The organism is Microbulbifer bruguierae (assembly GCF_029869925.1).
Taxonomy (GTDB): Bacteria; Pseudomonadota; Gammaproteobacteria; order Pseudomonadales; family Cellvibrionaceae; genus Microbulbifer; species Microbulbifer bruguierae.
Window position 1 is genome coordinate 73335 of the sequence record NZ_CP118605.1, and the last position, 16037, is coordinate 89371.

The following is a 16037-nucleotide window of genomic DNA, read 5'->3' on the forward strand; positions in this document are numbered from 1 at the left end:
GCAAGATTAGCCCTGATCGCCATAATCGCAAGCTTGAGGCATGGGGATAGTCCAGGGGCGGCAAGGTGAGACCGTGCCGCCCCTGTAGTCAGTGAACAAGGAGCGCAAATGCGTGGGCTGTCAGAGTGAACTGAATGCTTGCCACAGCCATTGCTACAACTATCGCCACTGGCGCTTCAACTGCCGCAGGGCATCCGAGTGCAGTTGCCGTGCTCGCTCCTGGCTCAGTCCCAGTTGCTCGCCGATTACCCGGAAAGAGCAGTCCCGGTCAGAAATCAGGCCATAGCGTAGGCTCAGTACTGTTCGCTGCCTGGGGGGCAATTTGGCGACGGCATCGCGCAGCCTCTGGGCCAGTTCCTGGTTTGAGACAAGCTCGTCGGTGTTTAACAGTTCACTGGCCGGCGCATAATCCAGCCGCGTACTGCTCTGATCGTCGGAGATTGGGTCGTCCAGAGAACCGGTAGGTCCCGGCAGTTTTAACAGGCTCTGTACCCGCTCCAGATCCAGCCCTGTCTGTTTGGCAATATTTTCATCGGAGGCGGGCAGACCTTCCGATCGCACCTGATTGATGGCGCGGTAAATATTGCGCAAATCGTCCTGTACATTGGCCGGTTGGCGAACCATGTCATCGTTACGGCGCAAGGTAAGTTGAATTTCCTGCTGAATCCACCAATACGCATAGGTGGAAAAGCGATAACCCATCTGGGGCTTGAAGCGCTCGATCGCTTTCATCAGCCCGACATTGCCCTCCTGAATCAGGTCGATAAACGGTACCGATGGATTGCGGAACCGCTTGGCGATAGCAATGACCAGGCGCAGATTGCACTGGATCAGTTTTTTGCGCTGTTCCTTGAAGCGTTTCATCAGGGTCTGCAGGGAACTGCGATCGCGCTTGGATATTTTTCCGTTGGCGAGCAGCTCTTCCGCTTTGGCAATAATCAGGCCGTGGTCGTAAGCTCCGGTACTGCCGCGCTGTTCTACACCTTCGCTGCGCAGGTCGACAAGGGTAATACCGCGCTTTTGCAGCAGGGCGATAATCTTGTCTTCCAGTTCGCGCAGCAGGCAGGTTGTGGTGTGTTCGTCTTCAGGTGTTAACAGGTTCAGTCGGTACAGATGCTTGAGGTAGTTCTGCATTGGTGTACCGACGTTTTCGCCGGCGGAATCCCCGTTGGTATCCTCCTCAATCAGGTCGGAGCGACCCTCTATGGATTGTTCCGGGTCTTCCTGGGAGAAGTCATTCCCGGCGAGATTGTCGCTACTGTCCTTCAGCCATTCGTCATCCCTTGAGTTGATATTTACTCGGGACAAAGTCTGAACCTTCTACTGTGGTCGAACGGTGCAGCAATCCCGCTCCGTTCGACTTGCCGTAAAACCACCGGCGTCATCCATTCGCAGGATTAATGCATGGCGCTCAAATTCCCATGCGGACATACTGACTATAGATGAGGGTTGAAAGAGGCGTCGGAAAATGTCTGACTGATCGGTTTGTCTGGCGTTGAAGCGGGGCGCTGGCAGGTGTTGATGGACACTAGAAGTAATTGCCCGTCAGCTGGAAAGCAGTATTGGTTATAGCGATCCGCAAGTATGCAAGTATAAATGGAGGCGGCCACGCCAGTACGCCGCCAGTGACCTGAAGATGTGAGTCGTATCGTGATTGGTAAACGGTCGTTATTGAATGCGTTTTACCCGCAACGAGCGGCCGCCGGTGATCTTGCGCATAAAAAAGGATCCGAAGGCACCGCGCTCGAGAATGACCTCTTCGCCGCCTTTCCAGATATTTCTGGTGTTATCTATCTGGCGCCAGACCTGGCCGTTGTCCAGTGTAAAGGTGTATTTGTCGTAGGCTCCCGCCTGAGTCGCGCGGATGGTTGCGGTGATGGACTCCGGGGTCTCTTCCAGGGCCACCTGCTGTTCGTGACCGAATTGTTGTTCGGCGTATTGGCGCAGGTTGCCGGAAATTCCGTCGTAGCAGGCGAGCCGCTTGGTGTCGTCACTGAATTGGCTGCATTGCTGCAGCTTGTCCGCGAGAGATTCTGCGTGTGACATGGGGGGTACGAGCAGAATGGCAGAACAAAACAGGGTGAACCCGCAGTGGATGGATGAAATTCGCATATTGTCAGTTTCGCCTGTTCAGTCCCGTTGGATGAGGTCTGAATTCTGCCTTGTTGGCGCGTGCGGGACAATCAATTTGGGTTTTTGGTCACATTTCCGCAGCTGGTGCCGTGGAACAATGAAGAGGCTGAATGCCTTTAAATATAACCATAAGACAACACTCTCAGGGGTAGACTATGAAAAAGCTCGTTGTTCCCGCACTCGCTATTGCCGCAATCGGCGGTTATTTCTACTACGCCAATATGGAGTCTGCTGCGCCGCAGGTTGATGATGGTGAACAGGCCATCGTTGAGGCGGTGGATGCCGCAGTGACGGAGGCCAAGTCTGTGGCCGCGGACGCCGGTGATGCGGCTCAGGCCGTGACTGCCTCCGTCGATGGTGATGTATTCGCCGATGTGCCGGAAGCCATGGGTGAGGCACTGGAGGAAACCGCCGAAGCCATCGAGGATGCCGGTGAAGACGCCGTTGAAACTGCCGCAGAGATTGCGGATGAAATCGTGGATCAGACTGCTGAAGCCTCAGAAGACATCGACCACGCCGAAGAGTAAGTTTCGGCAACTGTTAAGTCGGTAACCTTTCAGTCAGCGACTTTTCAGTCAGCGGCGTGGGGAGGATTACCGGAGGCGATGCTGTCCCGGTTTTAGGGCGCGGGTATTTTACTTCGCCGTAGGAAATAGCCGGGTGCATCAGTGGCTTTCATCGACCGCCTGCAACGCGAGCCGTAAGAATCCGCGTGCTTTGTCGAGGGCGGCTTCTGCTGGTTCGCGTTCCAGCCCACTCAATATCATCATAATGGCCAGCTTGGCATTGTGGTCGCACTGCTCCAACACGCTGTCCGCCTCATCGTAGGTAACCCCGGTCGCTTCCACCACGATACGCCGGGTGCGATCCAGCAGCTTCTGGTTGGTCGCCTTCACATCCACCATCAGATTGTAAAAACTTTTGCCCATGCGAATCATGCTGGCGGTGGTAATCATATTCAGAACCAGCTTTTGCGCGGTACCGGCTTTCATGCGGGTGGAACCGGTGAGAATTTCCGGGCCGACTTCCGGAAGGATGGCGATGTCCGCTTCGTTGGCGATGGCTGCGGCCTTGTTACAGGCGAGGGCGACAGTGGTGCAGCCGAGGCGGCGGGCGTAACGCAGACCACCGGTGACGTAGGGGGTGCGCCCGCTGGCGGCGATCCCAACGACGACGTCTTTACTCTGCAATCCGATCCGTTTCAGATCGGCCTCGCCCAGCTCGGGATTATCCTCCGCACCTTCCTGCGCCCGGTGAACTGCAGCCTCGCCACCGGCGATCAGTGAGATCACCATGCCTTCAGGAACACCGTATGTGGGAGGGCACTCCACCGCGTCAAGCAGACCAATGCGACCGCTGGTGCCGGCGCCCATATAGATCAAGCGCCCTCCGGACCGGAATGCCTCGACCACGGCGTTCACCGCCTTTGTAACCTCCGGCAGCACTTCGCGGACCACGCCGGGCACGCTGGCATCGGCGTCGTTGATTTTTTCCAGAATCCCTGTGGTGGGTAACAGGTCTATATCCAGAGTGTCGGGATTACGGGATTCGCTGGCCAGGGATCCAAGTTCATTTGCGAGTGATATCTTCATGTCCCCTCGCCGGTGCGGCGTGACTTTTGAGCTGCAGCAAGTAAAGGCCACAGCCCGAACAGGTGATTGGCAACCGGCATTGTTTGCCGCCAAAAGTTTAGTGCCGGCAGAATGAAGGCACCACCTCCTGCAGTCAGTGAGGAGGGGATATTGCGCAAGAGATACTGAGAAAATATATCGTCGGGTGATGGGCGGAAGAACGTGGTCTCTCCCGCCCGGGGTCAGGGCTTGCCGGGCTGGCGGCTCAGCCCTGAGCGTTGAACTGCTTGCCGTTGATTCCGATGCTGTCATCGCCCATCAGGTACAGGTAGGTGGGCATGATGTCTTCCGGCGTAGCCACGGTTTTTGGGTCTTCGGCGGGGTAGGCGGCGGCGCGCATGTTGGTGCGGGTGGCACCGGGGTTAATGCTGTTGACGCGGATGTTCGACACACCATCCACTTCGTCTGCCAGCACCTGCATCATGCCTTCGGTGGCAAATTTTGATACCGAGTAAGCGCCCCAGTAAGCGCGACCTTTGAGCCCGACACCAGAGCCGGTAAATATTATCGAGCCAGCGGCAGATTCCTCCAGCAGCGGCAGCATGGCTTTAGTGAGGCCGAAGGCAGCGTTCACATTCACCTGCATCACCTGTTGCCACACGGAGTAGTGGTAGTTGGCCATGGGGGTGCGCTGACCCAGCAGGCTGGCATTGTGCAGCAGGCCGTCGAGACGGCCGAATTCCTGTTCCACGCCTTGAGCCAGGTACTCCAGTTCTTCCCATCGTACACCGGACAGGTCCACCGGCAGGATTGCGGGTTTTGCGCCCCCGGCGGCCTCAATTTCATCGTATACCACTTCCAGTTTTGGCGTGGTCCGCCCCAGCAGAATCAGGGTGGCGCCGTGGGCGGCGAACGTTTTCGCGGCCACACGGCCAATGCCGTCCCCGGCGCCGGTAACCAGAATGATTTTGTCTTTGAGCAGGTCGGGGCGGGCGGTGTAATCGGTGATGGTCTCAGACATCAATAAGTCCGTTGTTATCTCTGGTTGTCGTTTGCAATTCTGGTTTACGTCGTGCGTTTTACTTGAGGTAAAACTGCTGCAGTAGTGGCCAGATTTCTTCGGCATGGTGAATCAGGTGGTCCGCCTGCCAGTTGCTGGGGTCGTCGTCGCTGTCGATGTAGCCGTAGCTGCAGGCGATGGTTGGCATCCCTGCCGCACGGCCAGCCATGATGTCGCGCTCGTGATCACCGACGTACACCGCTTCCGAGGGCGCGCAGCCAATGCGGCTACAGGCCAGCAGAATGGGTTCGGGGTCCGGCTTGCGGCGGGCGACGTCATCCGGGCAGACAATGGCTCTCGGTGTTGGCAGGTGGGCAAAGGCGCGTAACAGTGGGATGGTGTAGGCGGAAGGTTTGTTGGTGACTACTCCCCAGGCGATGCCATTTTCCGCCAGTTGTGTCAGCAGCAGTTCGATACCGGGAAAGGGTACAGTGTGACTGGCCAGGTGTACCAGGTACAGGTCGAGCAGCCTTTGGCGCAGGTCGTCGAACCCGACTTCTCCTTCGTCGACGCCGAATCCCAGGCGCACCATGGCGCGGGCGCCATTGGAGACGACTTCACGGATGGTGGCGTCAGCCAGCGGTGGCAGGTGCTCCTGCTGGCGCAACTCGTTGAGCACCACCACGAAGTCGGGGGCGGTGTCGAACAAGGTGCCGTCGAGGTCGAAGAGTACTGCTTTCATAGTCGGGTACTTCATTTTAATTCCGCGGCGGCTGAGTGCCGCGGATTATTTATTTGGCCGGACGACTGGTGTGCATCAGGTAATTGACGTCTACGTCCCGGGGGTCGAGTTTGTAACTGCGGGTGATCGGATTGTAGGTCATACCGGTAATGTCGCGGGTTTCGAGGCCGGCTTCGCGCACCCAGCGACCGAGTTCCGAAGGGCGGATGAATTTGCCGTATTCGTGAGTGCCTTTAGGCAGCATGCGCAGCACATATTCGGCACCAACGACGGCGAAAAGCCAGCCTTTTGGCGTCCGGTTTATGGTTGAGAAAAAGAGCTGGCCGCCGGGCTTTACAAGTTTGGCGCAGGCGCGTACGACGGAGGCGGGATCGGGTACATGCTCGAGCATTTCGAGGCAGGTGACGACATCGTAGCTTTCCGGTTCGGCTTCGGCGAGTTCTTCGACGGGGATGCGGCGGTAGTCGACACTGACGCCGGATTCGAGGGCGTGCAGCCTGGCGACGTTGAGGGGGGCTTCGCCCATGTCGATGCCGGTTACCTGGGCGCCCCGTTGGGCCATGGCTTCGGTGAGAATGCCGCCGCCACAACCGACGTCAAGCAGCTTCTTGCCGGCGACGGGAGCACGCTGATCGATGTGGTTGGCGCGCAGGGGGTTGATCTCGTGCAGGGGTTTGAATTCACCCTGCTGGTCCCACCAGCGGCTGGCCAGTTGTTCAAATTTGGCGATTTCCGCCGGGTCTACGTTGGTCATCATGGCTTTGTTTTCATTTGGTGGCCTGTCTTACCCACCATAGGTGGCGGCGGCGCTCCCGGAAACGGTTCCCGGGAGCGCCGCCTTCAATTCTGAGAGTTTGGCTTCGTAGGAAGCGCATTCCGTTCAAGCTATTTCGCGAGACCGGCGATTCTATCACGCCATACCCCCGCCCGTTGCCGCAGTTCTTGCTCGTTCAGGGTCATTAGTCTGCGATCCTTCAACAATAGTTTCCCCGCCACCCACACATTGCGGACATGGTGCCCATTCGCGGTGTAGATCAGTTGCGAAAGCGGGTCGTGCAGGGGTTGCTGCTCCAGTTCATTGAGGTCGATGGCGCAAAGGTCCGCGGCCTTACCCACTTCGATACTGCCGGTCACATCGTCGATCCCCAGGGCGCGGGCACCATTGATGGTGGCCATGGCGAGGGCCTGGTGGGCGGGCAGGGCGGCAGCATTGCCGGAGACCGCTTTGGCGAGGAGGGCGGCGGTATTGGTCTCCTGCAGCATATCGAGGCCATTGTTGCTGGCAGCGCCGTCGGTGCCGATGGCGACGTTGACGCCGGCGTCGATAAGTCTGGCCACAGGGGTGAAACCGGATGCGAGCTTGAGGTTGGAGCGGGGGCAGTGGGCGATATGCGCCCCGGTTTTTTGCAGCAGGTCGATATCGCCGTCATTCAGTGCGGTCATGTGTACGCAGAGCATCTGTGGTGATAGCAGCCCCAGTTTGTGCAGGCGCTCGATGGGACGTTCGCCCGACTTGGTTTGTGCTTCCTCTACTTCTCCGGCGGTTTCGTGCAGGTGCATTTGTACCGGCATCTGCAGTTCGTTGGCGTAGATGGCGATTTTTTTGAGAGTCTCGTCGCTCACGGTATAGGGGGCATGAGGCGCAAAGGCGAGACCGATGCGGGTGTGGGAGCGGTAGTCATCTCTTAGGGCCAGGCCTTTGTCGATGGCTTCGTCGCTGTTTCTCGACCAGGCGTTGGGGAAATCAATCACAGGAAAAGCAATCTGGGCGCGCATGCCGGCTTCGCGGGCAGCGGCCGCAGTGGCTTCGGGAAAGAAGTACTGGTCAGCAAAGGTGGTGGTGCCGCTGCGGAGCATTTCCGCCATGGCGAGGCGGGTGCCATCGGTGACGAAGTCGGGGCTGACCCATTTCTGTTCTGCGGGCCAAATATGTTGCTGCAGCCAGGTCATCAATGGATGGTCGTCGGCGAATCCCCGCAGCAAGCTCATGGCGGCGTGATTGTGCGTGTTGATGAGACCGGGTATTAAGAGTTGATTGTCCAGGTCGAACTCTTCCGCGGCGAGGAAACGCCCGCGGGCCTCTGTGCTGGGGAGCAGGGCCTGTATCTTGCCGTTATGGATGGCCAGCGAACAGTTTTCGTACAGGCGCTGCTCGGGTACCACCGGGATGATCCAGCGGGCGTGAATCAGGGTGTCTATCGGTTGTTTTTTGTTCGATTTCTCGTGATTTTCGGTGGTGTTACTGATGGCCATTGTGTGTTTTTTATTCCGCAGGAAAGTCGCAGACTTTAGCGGCGTGGGGAGCCGTGAACAAGTGTGCACAAGTCGTCCTTCTGCGCGTCAATTGTGGTAGAATCGCCCGCTTGATCGGGGTCTGTGACCAGCTGGCCCCACCTGATTCCCAGCCTGTTGCCATGTGCGCTCGAGCAGAGAGCCGCGGCGCCAGGTGCCGAGGGAGCCAGCCCTGCTGGCGGCGTTAACGATAAGGAATGCCTGAAAATATGGGCGAATTAGCCAAAGAAATTTCTCCGATCAATATCGAAGAAGAGCTGAAGCAGTCCTACCTCGACTATGCGATGAGCGTGATTGTGGGCCGTGCGTTGCCAGATGTGCGCGATGGCCTGAAGCCGGTGCACCGGCGCGTGCTTTACGCCATGAGCGAACTCAAGAACGACTGGAACAAACCCTACAAGAAGTCTGCCCGTGTGGTGGGTGACGTGATCGGTAAGTATCACCCGCATGGCGACAGTGCGGTGTACGACACCATTGTGCGTATGGCACAGCCGTTTTCCCTGCGCTACATGCTGGTAGACGGCCAGGGCAACTTCGGTTCCATCGACGGCGACAGCGCGGCGGCCATGCGTTACACCGAGATCCGCATGGACAAGCTCGCCCACGAGCTGTTGTCGGATCTGGACAAGGAAACCGTCAATTTCATCGACAACTACGACGGCTCCGAACAGATGCCGGAAGTGTTGCCGTCGCGGGTACCCAACCTGCTGGTGAACGGTTCCTCAGGTATTGCCGTGGGTATGGCCACGAATATTCCGCCACATAACCTGAGTGAGGTGGTCAAAGGGTGTCTGGCGCTGATTGACAACAGCGAGCTGTCCATTGACGAGTTGATGGAGTATATCCCGGGCCCTGATTTCCCCACTGGCGCCACCATCAATGGTCGCGCGGGCATTCTGATGGCCTACCGCACCGGTCGCGGACGTATCTATATTCGCGCGAAAGCCGAAGTAGTTCGCGATGACAAAACCAATCGCGAAACCATCATCGTCCACGAGATTCCCTACCAGCTGAACAAGGCGCGCCTGATTGAGCGTATCGCCGAGCTGGTCAAGGAAAAGAAAATCGAAGGTATTTCCGAGCTGCGCGACGAGTCCGATAAAGACGGACTGCGTGTAGTGATCGAGCTGAAGCGCGGCGAGCTGGGGGATGTTGTTCTGAACAACCTCTACTCCCAGACGCAACTGGAAAGCGTTTTTGGTATCAACATGGTGGCGCTGGTGGATGGCCAGCCCAAGCTGTTGAACCTGAAGCAGCTGCTGGAATACTTCATTCGCCATCGCCAGGAAGTGGTGACCCGCCGTACGGTATATCTGCTGCGCAAGGCGCGGGAGCGTGGGCATATCCTCGAAGGTCTGGCGATTGCGATTTCCAATATCGACCCGGTGATCGAGCTGATCAAGGCGTCCGCGACTCCTGCGGAAGCCCGCGAAGCGCTGCTGGCCAAAGGCTGGCCGGTGGGTGAAGTGGAGCAGTTCCTGGAGCGCGCCGGTGCCGATGCCTGTCGCCCGGACGATCTGCCGAAAGAGTTCGGTCTGCGCGACGGTGCCTATTATCTGTCGCCGGCCCAGGCACAGGCGATTCTCGAACTGCGCCTGCACCGCCTGACCGGTATGGAGCACGACAAGCTGCTGGCGGAATACAGCGAGCGCCTGGAGCAGATCGCCGAGTATCTGGAAATTCTCGGCAGCCCTGAGCGTCTGATGCAGGTGATCCGCGAAGAGCTGGAGCTGCTGGAAAAAGAATACGGCGATGAGCGCCGCACCGATATCGTGGCTTCCCGTCAGGATCTCTCCGTAGAAGACCTGATCACCCCGGAAGACAAGGTGGTGACCATCTCTCACGGCGGTTACGCCAAGAGTCAGCCGCTGGCGGACTACCAGGCGCAGCGTCGCGGCGGTATGGGTAAGTCCGCCACCCAGGTAAAAGACGAGGATTTCGTTGAGCACCTGTTGATCGCCAACTCCCACGACACCATCCTGTGTTTCTCCAATCACGGCAAGGTGTACTGGTTGAAAGTCTACGAAGTACCCACTGCCGGGCGCGCGTCCCGTGGCCGTCCGATGGTGAATATGTTGCCGCTGGATGAGGGTGAGCGCATCAGCAGTCTGATGCCGGTATCCGAGTACGACGAAGATCACTTTATTTTCTTTGCCACCGCCAACGGCACGGTCAAGAAAACGCCGCTTACCGCTTTCTCCCGCCCGCGCAGTGTTGGACTGCGGGCGATCGAGCTGGATGACGACGACCGCCTGGTGGCGACGGCGATTACCGATGGCAGTCGCGATGTGTTGTTGCTGACCAGTGCCGGCAAGGCGGCGCGTTTTGCCGAAGAAAATGTCCGCTCCATGGGGCGTGTGTCCCGCGGTGTGCGCGGCATCCGTATGGCCGATGGTGTTTCCGTGATCGCTATGGTGATCCCGGAAGAGGGCGGTTCGGTGATGATGGTGACCGAGAACGGTTACGGCAAGCGCACCGCAACGTCCGATTTCCCCACCAAGGGGCGCGGTACCCAGGGTGTCATCGCAATTGCCGAGAGTGAGCGCAACGGTGCTCTGGTCGGCGCCTGTCAGGTGCATCCCGCTGAGGAAATCATGCTGATTTCCGATCAGGGCACCATGGTGCGCACCCGGGTAGACGAAGTGTCTGTGCTCGGGCGCAACACTCAGGGCGTCCGGGTTATCCGCCTCAAAGAGGGGGAGCACCTGGTGAGCCTGGCGCGGATCCAGGAAACCGAAGATGCCAGTGACGAAGAGGGTGCGGCCGGTGACGGCGGCGCCGAGGAGTGACGGCGGATCTCTGTTAACCCGAAAAGGCTGCGAATTCTCGCGGCCTTTTTTGACTTTGTCCGGTGAAATATCTTTGACGCGAAATCCACGTAACGTGATAGGCGTTGTTGTTGGTTCGATGCTCTCGCATTTTGTCGGATTTGTGACGATTTAATTCAAGTGTGTTTTCTTCTGTGGAAGTGAATCGATGAGGAAGTTTAATTTCTGTGCGGGTCCTGCGGCGTTGCCGGAACCGGTGTTGCGTCAGGCGCAGGAAGAATTGCTGGATTGGCAGGGGCTTGGCTGCTCGGTGATGGAAGTCAGCCACCGTTCCGGGGAATTTACCACGGTGGCGGAACAGGCCGAACAGGATTTGCGCGATCTGCTGGGGATTCCCGACAACTACAAGGTGATGTTTCTGCAGGGTGGTGCGACTGCGCAGTTCAGTGCGGTGCCCTGGAACCTGTTCGGGGCTGGCAGCAAGCAGGCGGATTACATCCATACCGGACAGTGGGCCGACAAGGCGATCAATGAGGCACGCCGCTACGGAGAGGTCAATATTGTTGCCTCGTCCGAGGACCGTAATTTTTCCTACGCGCCGGCGGCGGATTCCTGGGAAGAGAGTGCAGATACTGCCTACTTCCACTACACGCCAAACGAGACCATTGGTGGGGTCGAGTTTCCGTATATTCCGGATGTGAAAAGTCCGCTGATCGCAGATATGTCATCCACTATTCTTTCGCAGCCGATTCCGGTAGAGAAGTTTGGCTTTATCTACGCGGGAGCACAGAAAAATATCGGGCCATCCGGCATTGCCGTCGGCATCGTGCGCGACGACCTGCTGGATCGTGCGTTGCCGGATATTCCCCGCAGCCTGAGCTGGAAGATTGCCGCGGAAGCGCAGTCCATGGATAACACGCCGCCCACTTTTGCCTGGTACCTGTCCGGGCTGGTGTTCAAGTGGCTGAAGGCGCAGGGTGGTGTCAGCGCGATGGCGGAACTCAGCCTCAAGAAATCAGGATTGCTGTACGACTTCCTGGATCGCAGTGCATTTTTTTCCAGCCCTGTGTCAACGGAAAGCCGCTCGCGGATGAATGTTCCGTTTGTGCTGGCAGATGACAAGCTGGACAAGCAATTCCTGCAGGAGTCGGAAGAGGCCGGATTGCTGAACCTGAAGGGGCACCGTTCTGTGGGTGGAATGCGTGCGTCCCTGTACAACGCGGTTTCGCTGGAAGCGGTAGAGGCGTTGGTCGCCTTTATGGCAGATTTCGAGCGGCGTCACGGTTGATAAAACATTGAAAATCTAGGCGAGAATTATGTCTGAAGATAAGTCGCAACAGGATGAGCGCCTGCTGGAGCTGCGCGATCGCATTGACAGTATCGACAGCGATATCGCACGGCTGATTTCCGAGCGCGCCAACTGCGCACTGGAAGTGGCCGAGGTAAAAAAGAGCAACGGCGAGGATGTCCTCTTCTATCGTCCCGAGCGTGAGGCGCAGGTGCTGCGCAGGGCCATGCAGCGCAATCCGGGGCCGCTGACCAATGAGGAAATGGCGCGCTTGTTCCGCGAGATCATGTCCGCCTGCCTGGCGCTGGAAGATCCCCTCAAGGTGGCCTATCTGGGCCCCGAGGGCACCTTCACCCAGCAGGCTGCGCTGAAACATTTCGGCCACTCCGCCGTGTCCAAGCCACTGGCAGCGATCGACGAAGTGTTCCGCGAGGTAGAGGCTGGCGCGGTTAATTACGGGGTGGTGCCGGTGGAAAATTCCACCGAGGGTGTGGTGAATCACACCCTCGACAATTTCATGACCTCCAATCTGAAAATCTGTGGCGAAGTGGAGCTGCGGATTCATCAACACCTGATGATTTCCGATGTCACTCGCAAGGATTCGATTACCCGTATCTATTCCCATGCCCAGAGTCTGGCGCAGTGCCGCAAATGGCTCGACTCCTATTACCCGAATGTCGAGCGTGTGGCGGTGGCGAGTAACGCGGAAGCGGCCAGGCGGGTGAAGGGTGAGTGGAATGCGGCGGCCATCGCCGGTGATATGGCGGCGGAGCTGTACGGGCTGAAAATCCTGAACGAAAAAATCGAGGATCGTCCGGACAATTCCACCCGCTTTCTGATTATCGGTACCCAGGCCGTGCCCCCCAGTGGCGATGACAAAACGTCGCTGATGGTGTCCATGCGCAACGCGCCGGGCGCACTGCACGATCTGCTGGTGCCTTTCCAGGAACACGGCATTGATCTGACCCGGGTTGAAACACGTCCGGCCCAGAGCGGTAATTGGACCTATGTATTCTTCATCGACTTTGTCGGTCACCGGGACAGTGAAAATGTGGCCGCAGCACTGAGGGAAGTGGGTGCCTGCGCATCGGATATGAAAGTGCTGGGTTCTTACCCGCGTGGAGTTTTGTAAATGGCAGTTTCGGGGCAGGGATGCATGGCGCAGGAAACCACTGTGCAGGAAATAGGGCGTTTGGTGGTTGTCGGGGTCGGTCTGATCGGCGGCAGTCTGGCGCTGGGTCTGAAAGCCGCTCGCGGGTGTCGGGAAATTATCGGCGTCGCGCGGCGGTCGGAGGTCTGCGAGCAGGCGGTCGCCCTCGGTGTGGTGGACCGCGCGGTGACGGATATCGAAACCATACTGCCTGAGCTGGAGCCCGGTGATGTGGTGTTCGTTGCGGTGCCGACCCTGGCCGTAGAGGCGGTGTTTGCGCAGTTAAAGAATGGGCTGCCCGGTGGGGTGGTGGTTACGGATGGCGCCAGTGTCAAGGGCAGTGTGGTCACTGCGGCGCAACGTGTATGGGGCGACGTGCCAGACTTCCTGGTGCCGGGCCATCCCATCGCCGGCTCCGAGCAGAGCGGTGTCACAGCGGCCCGCGACGATCTGTACATCGCACACCGGATTATCCTGACTCCGATGGAAAACACCGACGAACAGCATCTTCGGCGTATCCAGACAATGTGGGAGTCGGTGGGTGCAGAGGTATTGACCATGCCGGTTGCGGAGCACGACGAAGTGCTGGCGGCGACCAGTCATTTACCCCACGTGATTGCTTACGGGCTGGTGGATACTCTGGCCCACGACGCGGAAAATGAAAATATATTCCGCTATGCGGCGGGCGGCTTCCGGGATTTCACCCGGATTGCTTCCAGCGACCCGGTCATGTGGCGGGACATTATGCTCGCCAATCGGGACGCGATTTTAAAGTCTATCGATCTCTATACCTCCAACCTGGATTCTCTGCGCAGTGCCATAGCCAGCGGCGACAGTGAACGTCTGATGGGGGTATTTACCCGGGCTAAGGCGGCGCGGGATCACTTCACCAAAATGCTGGCCAAAAAAGCGTACACGGAAACTATGCAAGCAACGGAAGTAACTTTTGTCGCCCGGCCGGGCGGCGCGGTAAATGGCGATCTGCGCGTACCGGGGGACAAGTCCATGTCCCACCGCTCGATCATGCTCGGATCCCTGGCGGAAGGTGTCACTGAGGTAGAGGGGTTTCTCGAGGGGGAGGACGCCTTGGCGACCCTGCAATCCTTCCGGGATATGGGCGTGGTGATCGAGGGGCCGGTGGACGGCCGGGTCACTATCCACGGTGTCGGTATGCACGGCTTGCAAGCGCCTCCGGGACCACTGTATGTGGGGAACTCCGGTACCTCCATGCGCTTGCTGGCGGGTCTGCTGGCCGGGCAGGCGTTTGATAGCGTATTGACCGGGGATGAGTCCCTTTCCAAGCGCCCCATGAACCGGGTGGCCAATCCCCTGCGTGAAATGGGCGCCGAGGTGGAAACGGCTGAAGATGGCCGTCCGCCACTGAAGATCAAAGGTGGCAGGGCGCTGAAGGCCATTGATTACACCCTGCCGATGGCCAGCGCTCAGGTGAAATCCTGCGTGTTGCTGGCAGGACTCTATGCGGACGGGAAAACCAGTACCACCGAGCCAGCACCGACTCGCGATCATACCGAGCGTATGCTTGCCGGTTTCGGCTATGAGGTGCTGCGAGATGCTTCGCGGGCCAGTCTTGTTGGTGGCGGCAGCCTGACGGCATGTCATATCGACGTGCCCGCAGACATTTCATCGGCGACGTTCTTTATGGTTGCCGCTTCCATCGCGCCCGGTTCCGATGTGTTGCTGCGGCATGTGGGTATCAACCCCACCCGCGATGGCGCTATCAATATTCTGCGCGCCATGGGCGCCGACATCACCCTGGAAAACCGCCGCGAAGTGGGCGGTGAGCCGGTGGCAGATATTCGCGTGCGCTACGCCCCGCTGAAAGGTATCCAGATTCCTGAAGATCAGGTGCCGTTGGCGATTGATGAGTTCCCGGCGATTTTTGTCGCTGCCGCTTGCGCAGACGGTGAAACGGTATTGACCGGTGCCGAAGAGCTGCGGGTCAAGGAGAGTGACCGTATCCAGGCGATGGCAGATGGTCTGAGGATTCTGGGTATTAACGCCGAGCCGACGCCGGATGGCATTGTCATCCAGGGTAAAGGGGGGGATAGTGCCGCGCCTGTGTTTGGTGGCGGTGTGGTAGACAGTCTCGGCGACCATCGTATTGCCATGTCGTTTGCGGTGGCGGCACTGCGCGCCGGTGCCGATATCCGCATTCAGCACTGCGCGAACGTGGCTACGTCTTTCCCGAATTTCGCGGAATTGGCCAGGCGCGCGGGGATGAATCTGGAGGTGAGCTAGTCTGCTCACCTTACAACTAACTCAAGCAGTACCGACTTAGTTATGACCGAAACAGAAAACTTTCAGACTGATCAGGCCCCGGTGGTCACTATTGATGGCCCCAGTGGCTCCGGCAAGGGCACTATCGCCAAACTGGTGGCCGATCGTCTCGGCTTTGCGCTGCTGGATTCCGGTGCCCTATACCGCCTGACGGCGCTGGCGGCGCTGAATGCTGGTGCGGATCTGGACGACGCGGAAAAAGTTGCCCGAATCGCGGCGAATCTGGATATCCGCTTTGCCATTGCTGACGCCGAAGTGAGTGCAATTCTGGATGGAGTGGATGTGAGCCAGGATATCCGTATGGAGCGGGTGAGCATGGCGGCCTCGAAAGTGGCGGCTATTCCCGAGGTGCGCGACGCACTGCTGCAACGCCAGCGGGACTTTCGCACTGCCCCCGGACTGGTGGCAGATGGGCGCGATATGGGCACTACGGTGTTCCCTGACGCGCCGGTCAAAATATTTCTGACCGCGAGCGCGGAAGAGCGTGCCCGCCGACGTCATGCCCAGTTGCAGGGCAGGGGTGTTTCTGTTAGCCTCCGCGACCTGCTGGAGGACATCCGCGCCCGGGACGACCGGGATATGAATCGCGCAACGTCACCTCTGGCGCCTGCAGAAGATGCTGTGGTGCTGGATAGCACCGAGATCGATATCCAGGGTGTTCTGCAGCGCGTGCTCGACCTGGTGCAACAGCGTATTGGTTGAGACTGTCGGGGCCTGTGGGCTCCCGATTTTTAACAGAATTTTTAACAGCAGCGGCCGGGATCAGCCAGAATTGCCCGGCCGTTGTTGTAATCC

At 58.5% G+C, this 16037-nt stretch carries 13 protein-coding genes; 6 read left to right on the forward strand and 7 right to left on the reverse strand.

The window, feature by feature from the left end:
• Nucleotides 1–159 precede the first annotated feature (159 nt).
• A complete protein-coding gene (locus PVT68_RS00320) occupies nt 160–1308 on the reverse strand; it encodes a sigma-70 family RNA polymerase sigma factor (protein WP_280320587.1) in 1149 nt (382 codons plus the stop codon).
• Between the two features lie 360 nt (nt 1309–1668).
• Entirely contained in the window at nt 1669–2046 is a 378-nt protein-coding gene (locus PVT68_RS00325; protein ID WP_280320588.1) for a hypothetical protein, read from the reverse strand.
• Nucleotides 2047–2288: 242 nt separating this feature from the next.
• Between PVT68_RS00325 and PVT68_RS00330 the strand changes: the two genes are divergently transcribed.
• Nucleotides 2289–2660, forward strand: coding sequence for a hypothetical protein (locus PVT68_RS00330; protein ID WP_280320589.1), 372 nt, complete (start codon nt 2289–2291; stop codon nt 2658–2660).
• A gap of 138 nt (nt 2661–2798) precedes the next feature.
• Here the strand turns inward: PVT68_RS00330 and murQ are convergent, their stop codons facing one another.
• From murQ to PVT68_RS00355, 5 genes are all read right to left on the reverse strand, one after another.
• Nucleotides 2799–3725, reverse strand: coding sequence for an N-acetylmuramic acid 6-phosphate etherase (murQ, locus tag PVT68_RS00335; RefSeq protein WP_280320590.1), 927 nt, complete (start codon nt 3723–3725; stop codon nt 2799–2801).
• A 244-nt stretch (nt 3726–3969) separates the two neighbouring features.
• Nucleotides 3970–4725, reverse strand: a complete 756-nt coding sequence (locus PVT68_RS00340) for a YciK family oxidoreductase (protein ID WP_280320591.1) — start codon at nt 4723–4725, stop codon at nt 3970–3972.
• A 58-nt stretch (nt 4726–4783) separates the two neighbouring features.
• Nucleotides 4784–5461 carry an HAD family hydrolase gene (locus tag PVT68_RS00345; RefSeq protein ID WP_280320592.1) on the reverse strand — a complete coding sequence of 226 codons (678 nt, stop codon included), beginning with the start codon at nt 5459–5461 and terminating at the stop codon, nt 4784–4786.
• Nucleotides 5462–5495: 34 nt separating this feature from the next.
• Complete coding sequence (gene ubiG / locus PVT68_RS00350; protein ID WP_280322561.1) at nt 5496–6200, reverse strand: bifunctional 2-polyprenyl-6-hydroxyphenol methylase/3-demethylubiquinol 3-O-methyltransferase UbiG; 705 nt, start codon at nt 6198–6200, stop codon at nt 5496–5498.
• A 131-nt stretch (nt 6201–6331) separates the two neighbouring features.
• Nucleotides 6332–7699: a TRZ/ATZ family hydrolase gene (locus tag PVT68_RS00355; RefSeq protein WP_280320593.1), complete on the reverse strand. Its 1368-nt coding sequence runs from the start codon at nt 7697–7699 to the stop codon at nt 6332–6334.
• A 248-nt stretch (nt 7700–7947) separates the two neighbouring features.
• Here PVT68_RS00355 and gyrA point away from each other — a divergent pair, with 248 nt between their 5' ends.
• The 5 genes from gyrA (at nt 7948) to cmk (ending at nt 15944) form a co-directional block, all read left to right on the forward strand.
• Nucleotides 7948–10527, forward strand: coding sequence for a DNA gyrase subunit A (gyrA, locus tag PVT68_RS00360; RefSeq protein WP_280320594.1), 2580 nt, complete (start codon nt 7948–7950; stop codon nt 10525–10527).
• Nucleotides 10528–10714: 187 nt separating this feature from the next.
• Entirely contained in the window at nt 10715–11794 is a 1080-nt protein-coding gene (serC, locus tag PVT68_RS00365) for a 3-phosphoserine/phosphohydroxythreonine transaminase (RefSeq protein WP_280320595.1), read from the forward strand.
• 28 nt (nt 11795–11822) lie between these two features.
• Entirely contained in the window at nt 11823–12926 is a 1104-nt protein-coding gene (gene pheA, locus PVT68_RS00370) for a prephenate dehydratase (protein WP_280320596.1), read from the forward strand.
• Nucleotides 12927–15203 carry a bifunctional prephenate dehydrogenase/3-phosphoshikimate 1-carboxyvinyltransferase gene (locus PVT68_RS00375; RefSeq protein WP_280320597.1) on the forward strand — a complete coding sequence of 759 codons (2277 nt, stop codon included), beginning with the start codon at nt 12927–12929 and terminating at the stop codon, nt 15201–15203.
• A 42-nt stretch (nt 15204–15245) separates the two neighbouring features.
• Nucleotides 15246–15944 (forward strand): (d)CMP kinase, encoded by a 699-nt coding sequence (cmk, locus tag PVT68_RS00380; RefSeq protein ID WP_280320598.1) that lies wholly within the window; start codon nt 15246–15248, stop codon nt 15942–15944.
• Nucleotides 15945–16037 lie beyond the last annotated feature (93 nt).

Coding starts and splice junctions, on each gene's coding strand:
- PVT68_RS00330 (WP_280320589.1), top strand. CDS start 2,289: ATGAAAAAGCTCGTTGTTCCCGCACTCGCTATTGCCGCAATCGGCGGT.
- gyrA (WP_280320594.1), top strand. CDS start 7,948: ATGGGCGAATTAGCCAAAGAAATTTCTCCGATCAATATCGAAGAAGAG.
- PVT68_RS00355 (WP_280320593.1), bottom strand. CDS start 7,699: ATGGCCATCAGTAACACCACCGAAAATCACGAGAAATCGAACAAAAAA.
- pheA (WP_280320596.1), top strand. CDS start 11,823: ATGTCTGAAGATAAGTCGCAACAGGATGAGCGCCTGCTGGAGCTGCGC.
- PVT68_RS00325 (WP_280320588.1), bottom strand. CDS start 2,046: ATGTCACACGCAGAATCTCTCGCGGACAAGCTGCAGCAATGCAGCCAA.
- PVT68_RS00345 (WP_280320592.1), bottom strand. CDS start 5,461: ATGAAGTACCCGACTATGAAAGCAGTACTCTTCGACCTCGACGGCACC.
- ubiG (WP_280322561.1), bottom strand. CDS start 6,200: ATGACCAACGTAGACCCGGCGGAAATCGCCAAATTTGAACAACTGGCC.
- cmk (WP_280320598.1), top strand. CDS start 15,246: ATGACCGAAACAGAAAACTTTCAGACTGATCAGGCCCCGGTGGTCACT.
- PVT68_RS00375 (WP_280320597.1), top strand. CDS start 12,927: ATGGCAGTTTCGGGGCAGGGATGCATGGCGCAGGAAACCACTGTGCAG.
- serC (WP_280320595.1), top strand. CDS start 10,715: ATGAGGAAGTTTAATTTCTGTGCGGGTCCTGCGGCGTTGCCGGAACCG.
- PVT68_RS00340 (WP_280320591.1), bottom strand. CDS start 4,725: ATGTCTGAGACCATCACCGATTACACCGCCCGCCCCGACCTGCTCAAA.
- murQ (WP_280320590.1), bottom strand. CDS start 3,725: ATGAAGATATCACTCGCAAATGAACTTGGATCCCTGGCCAGCGAATCC.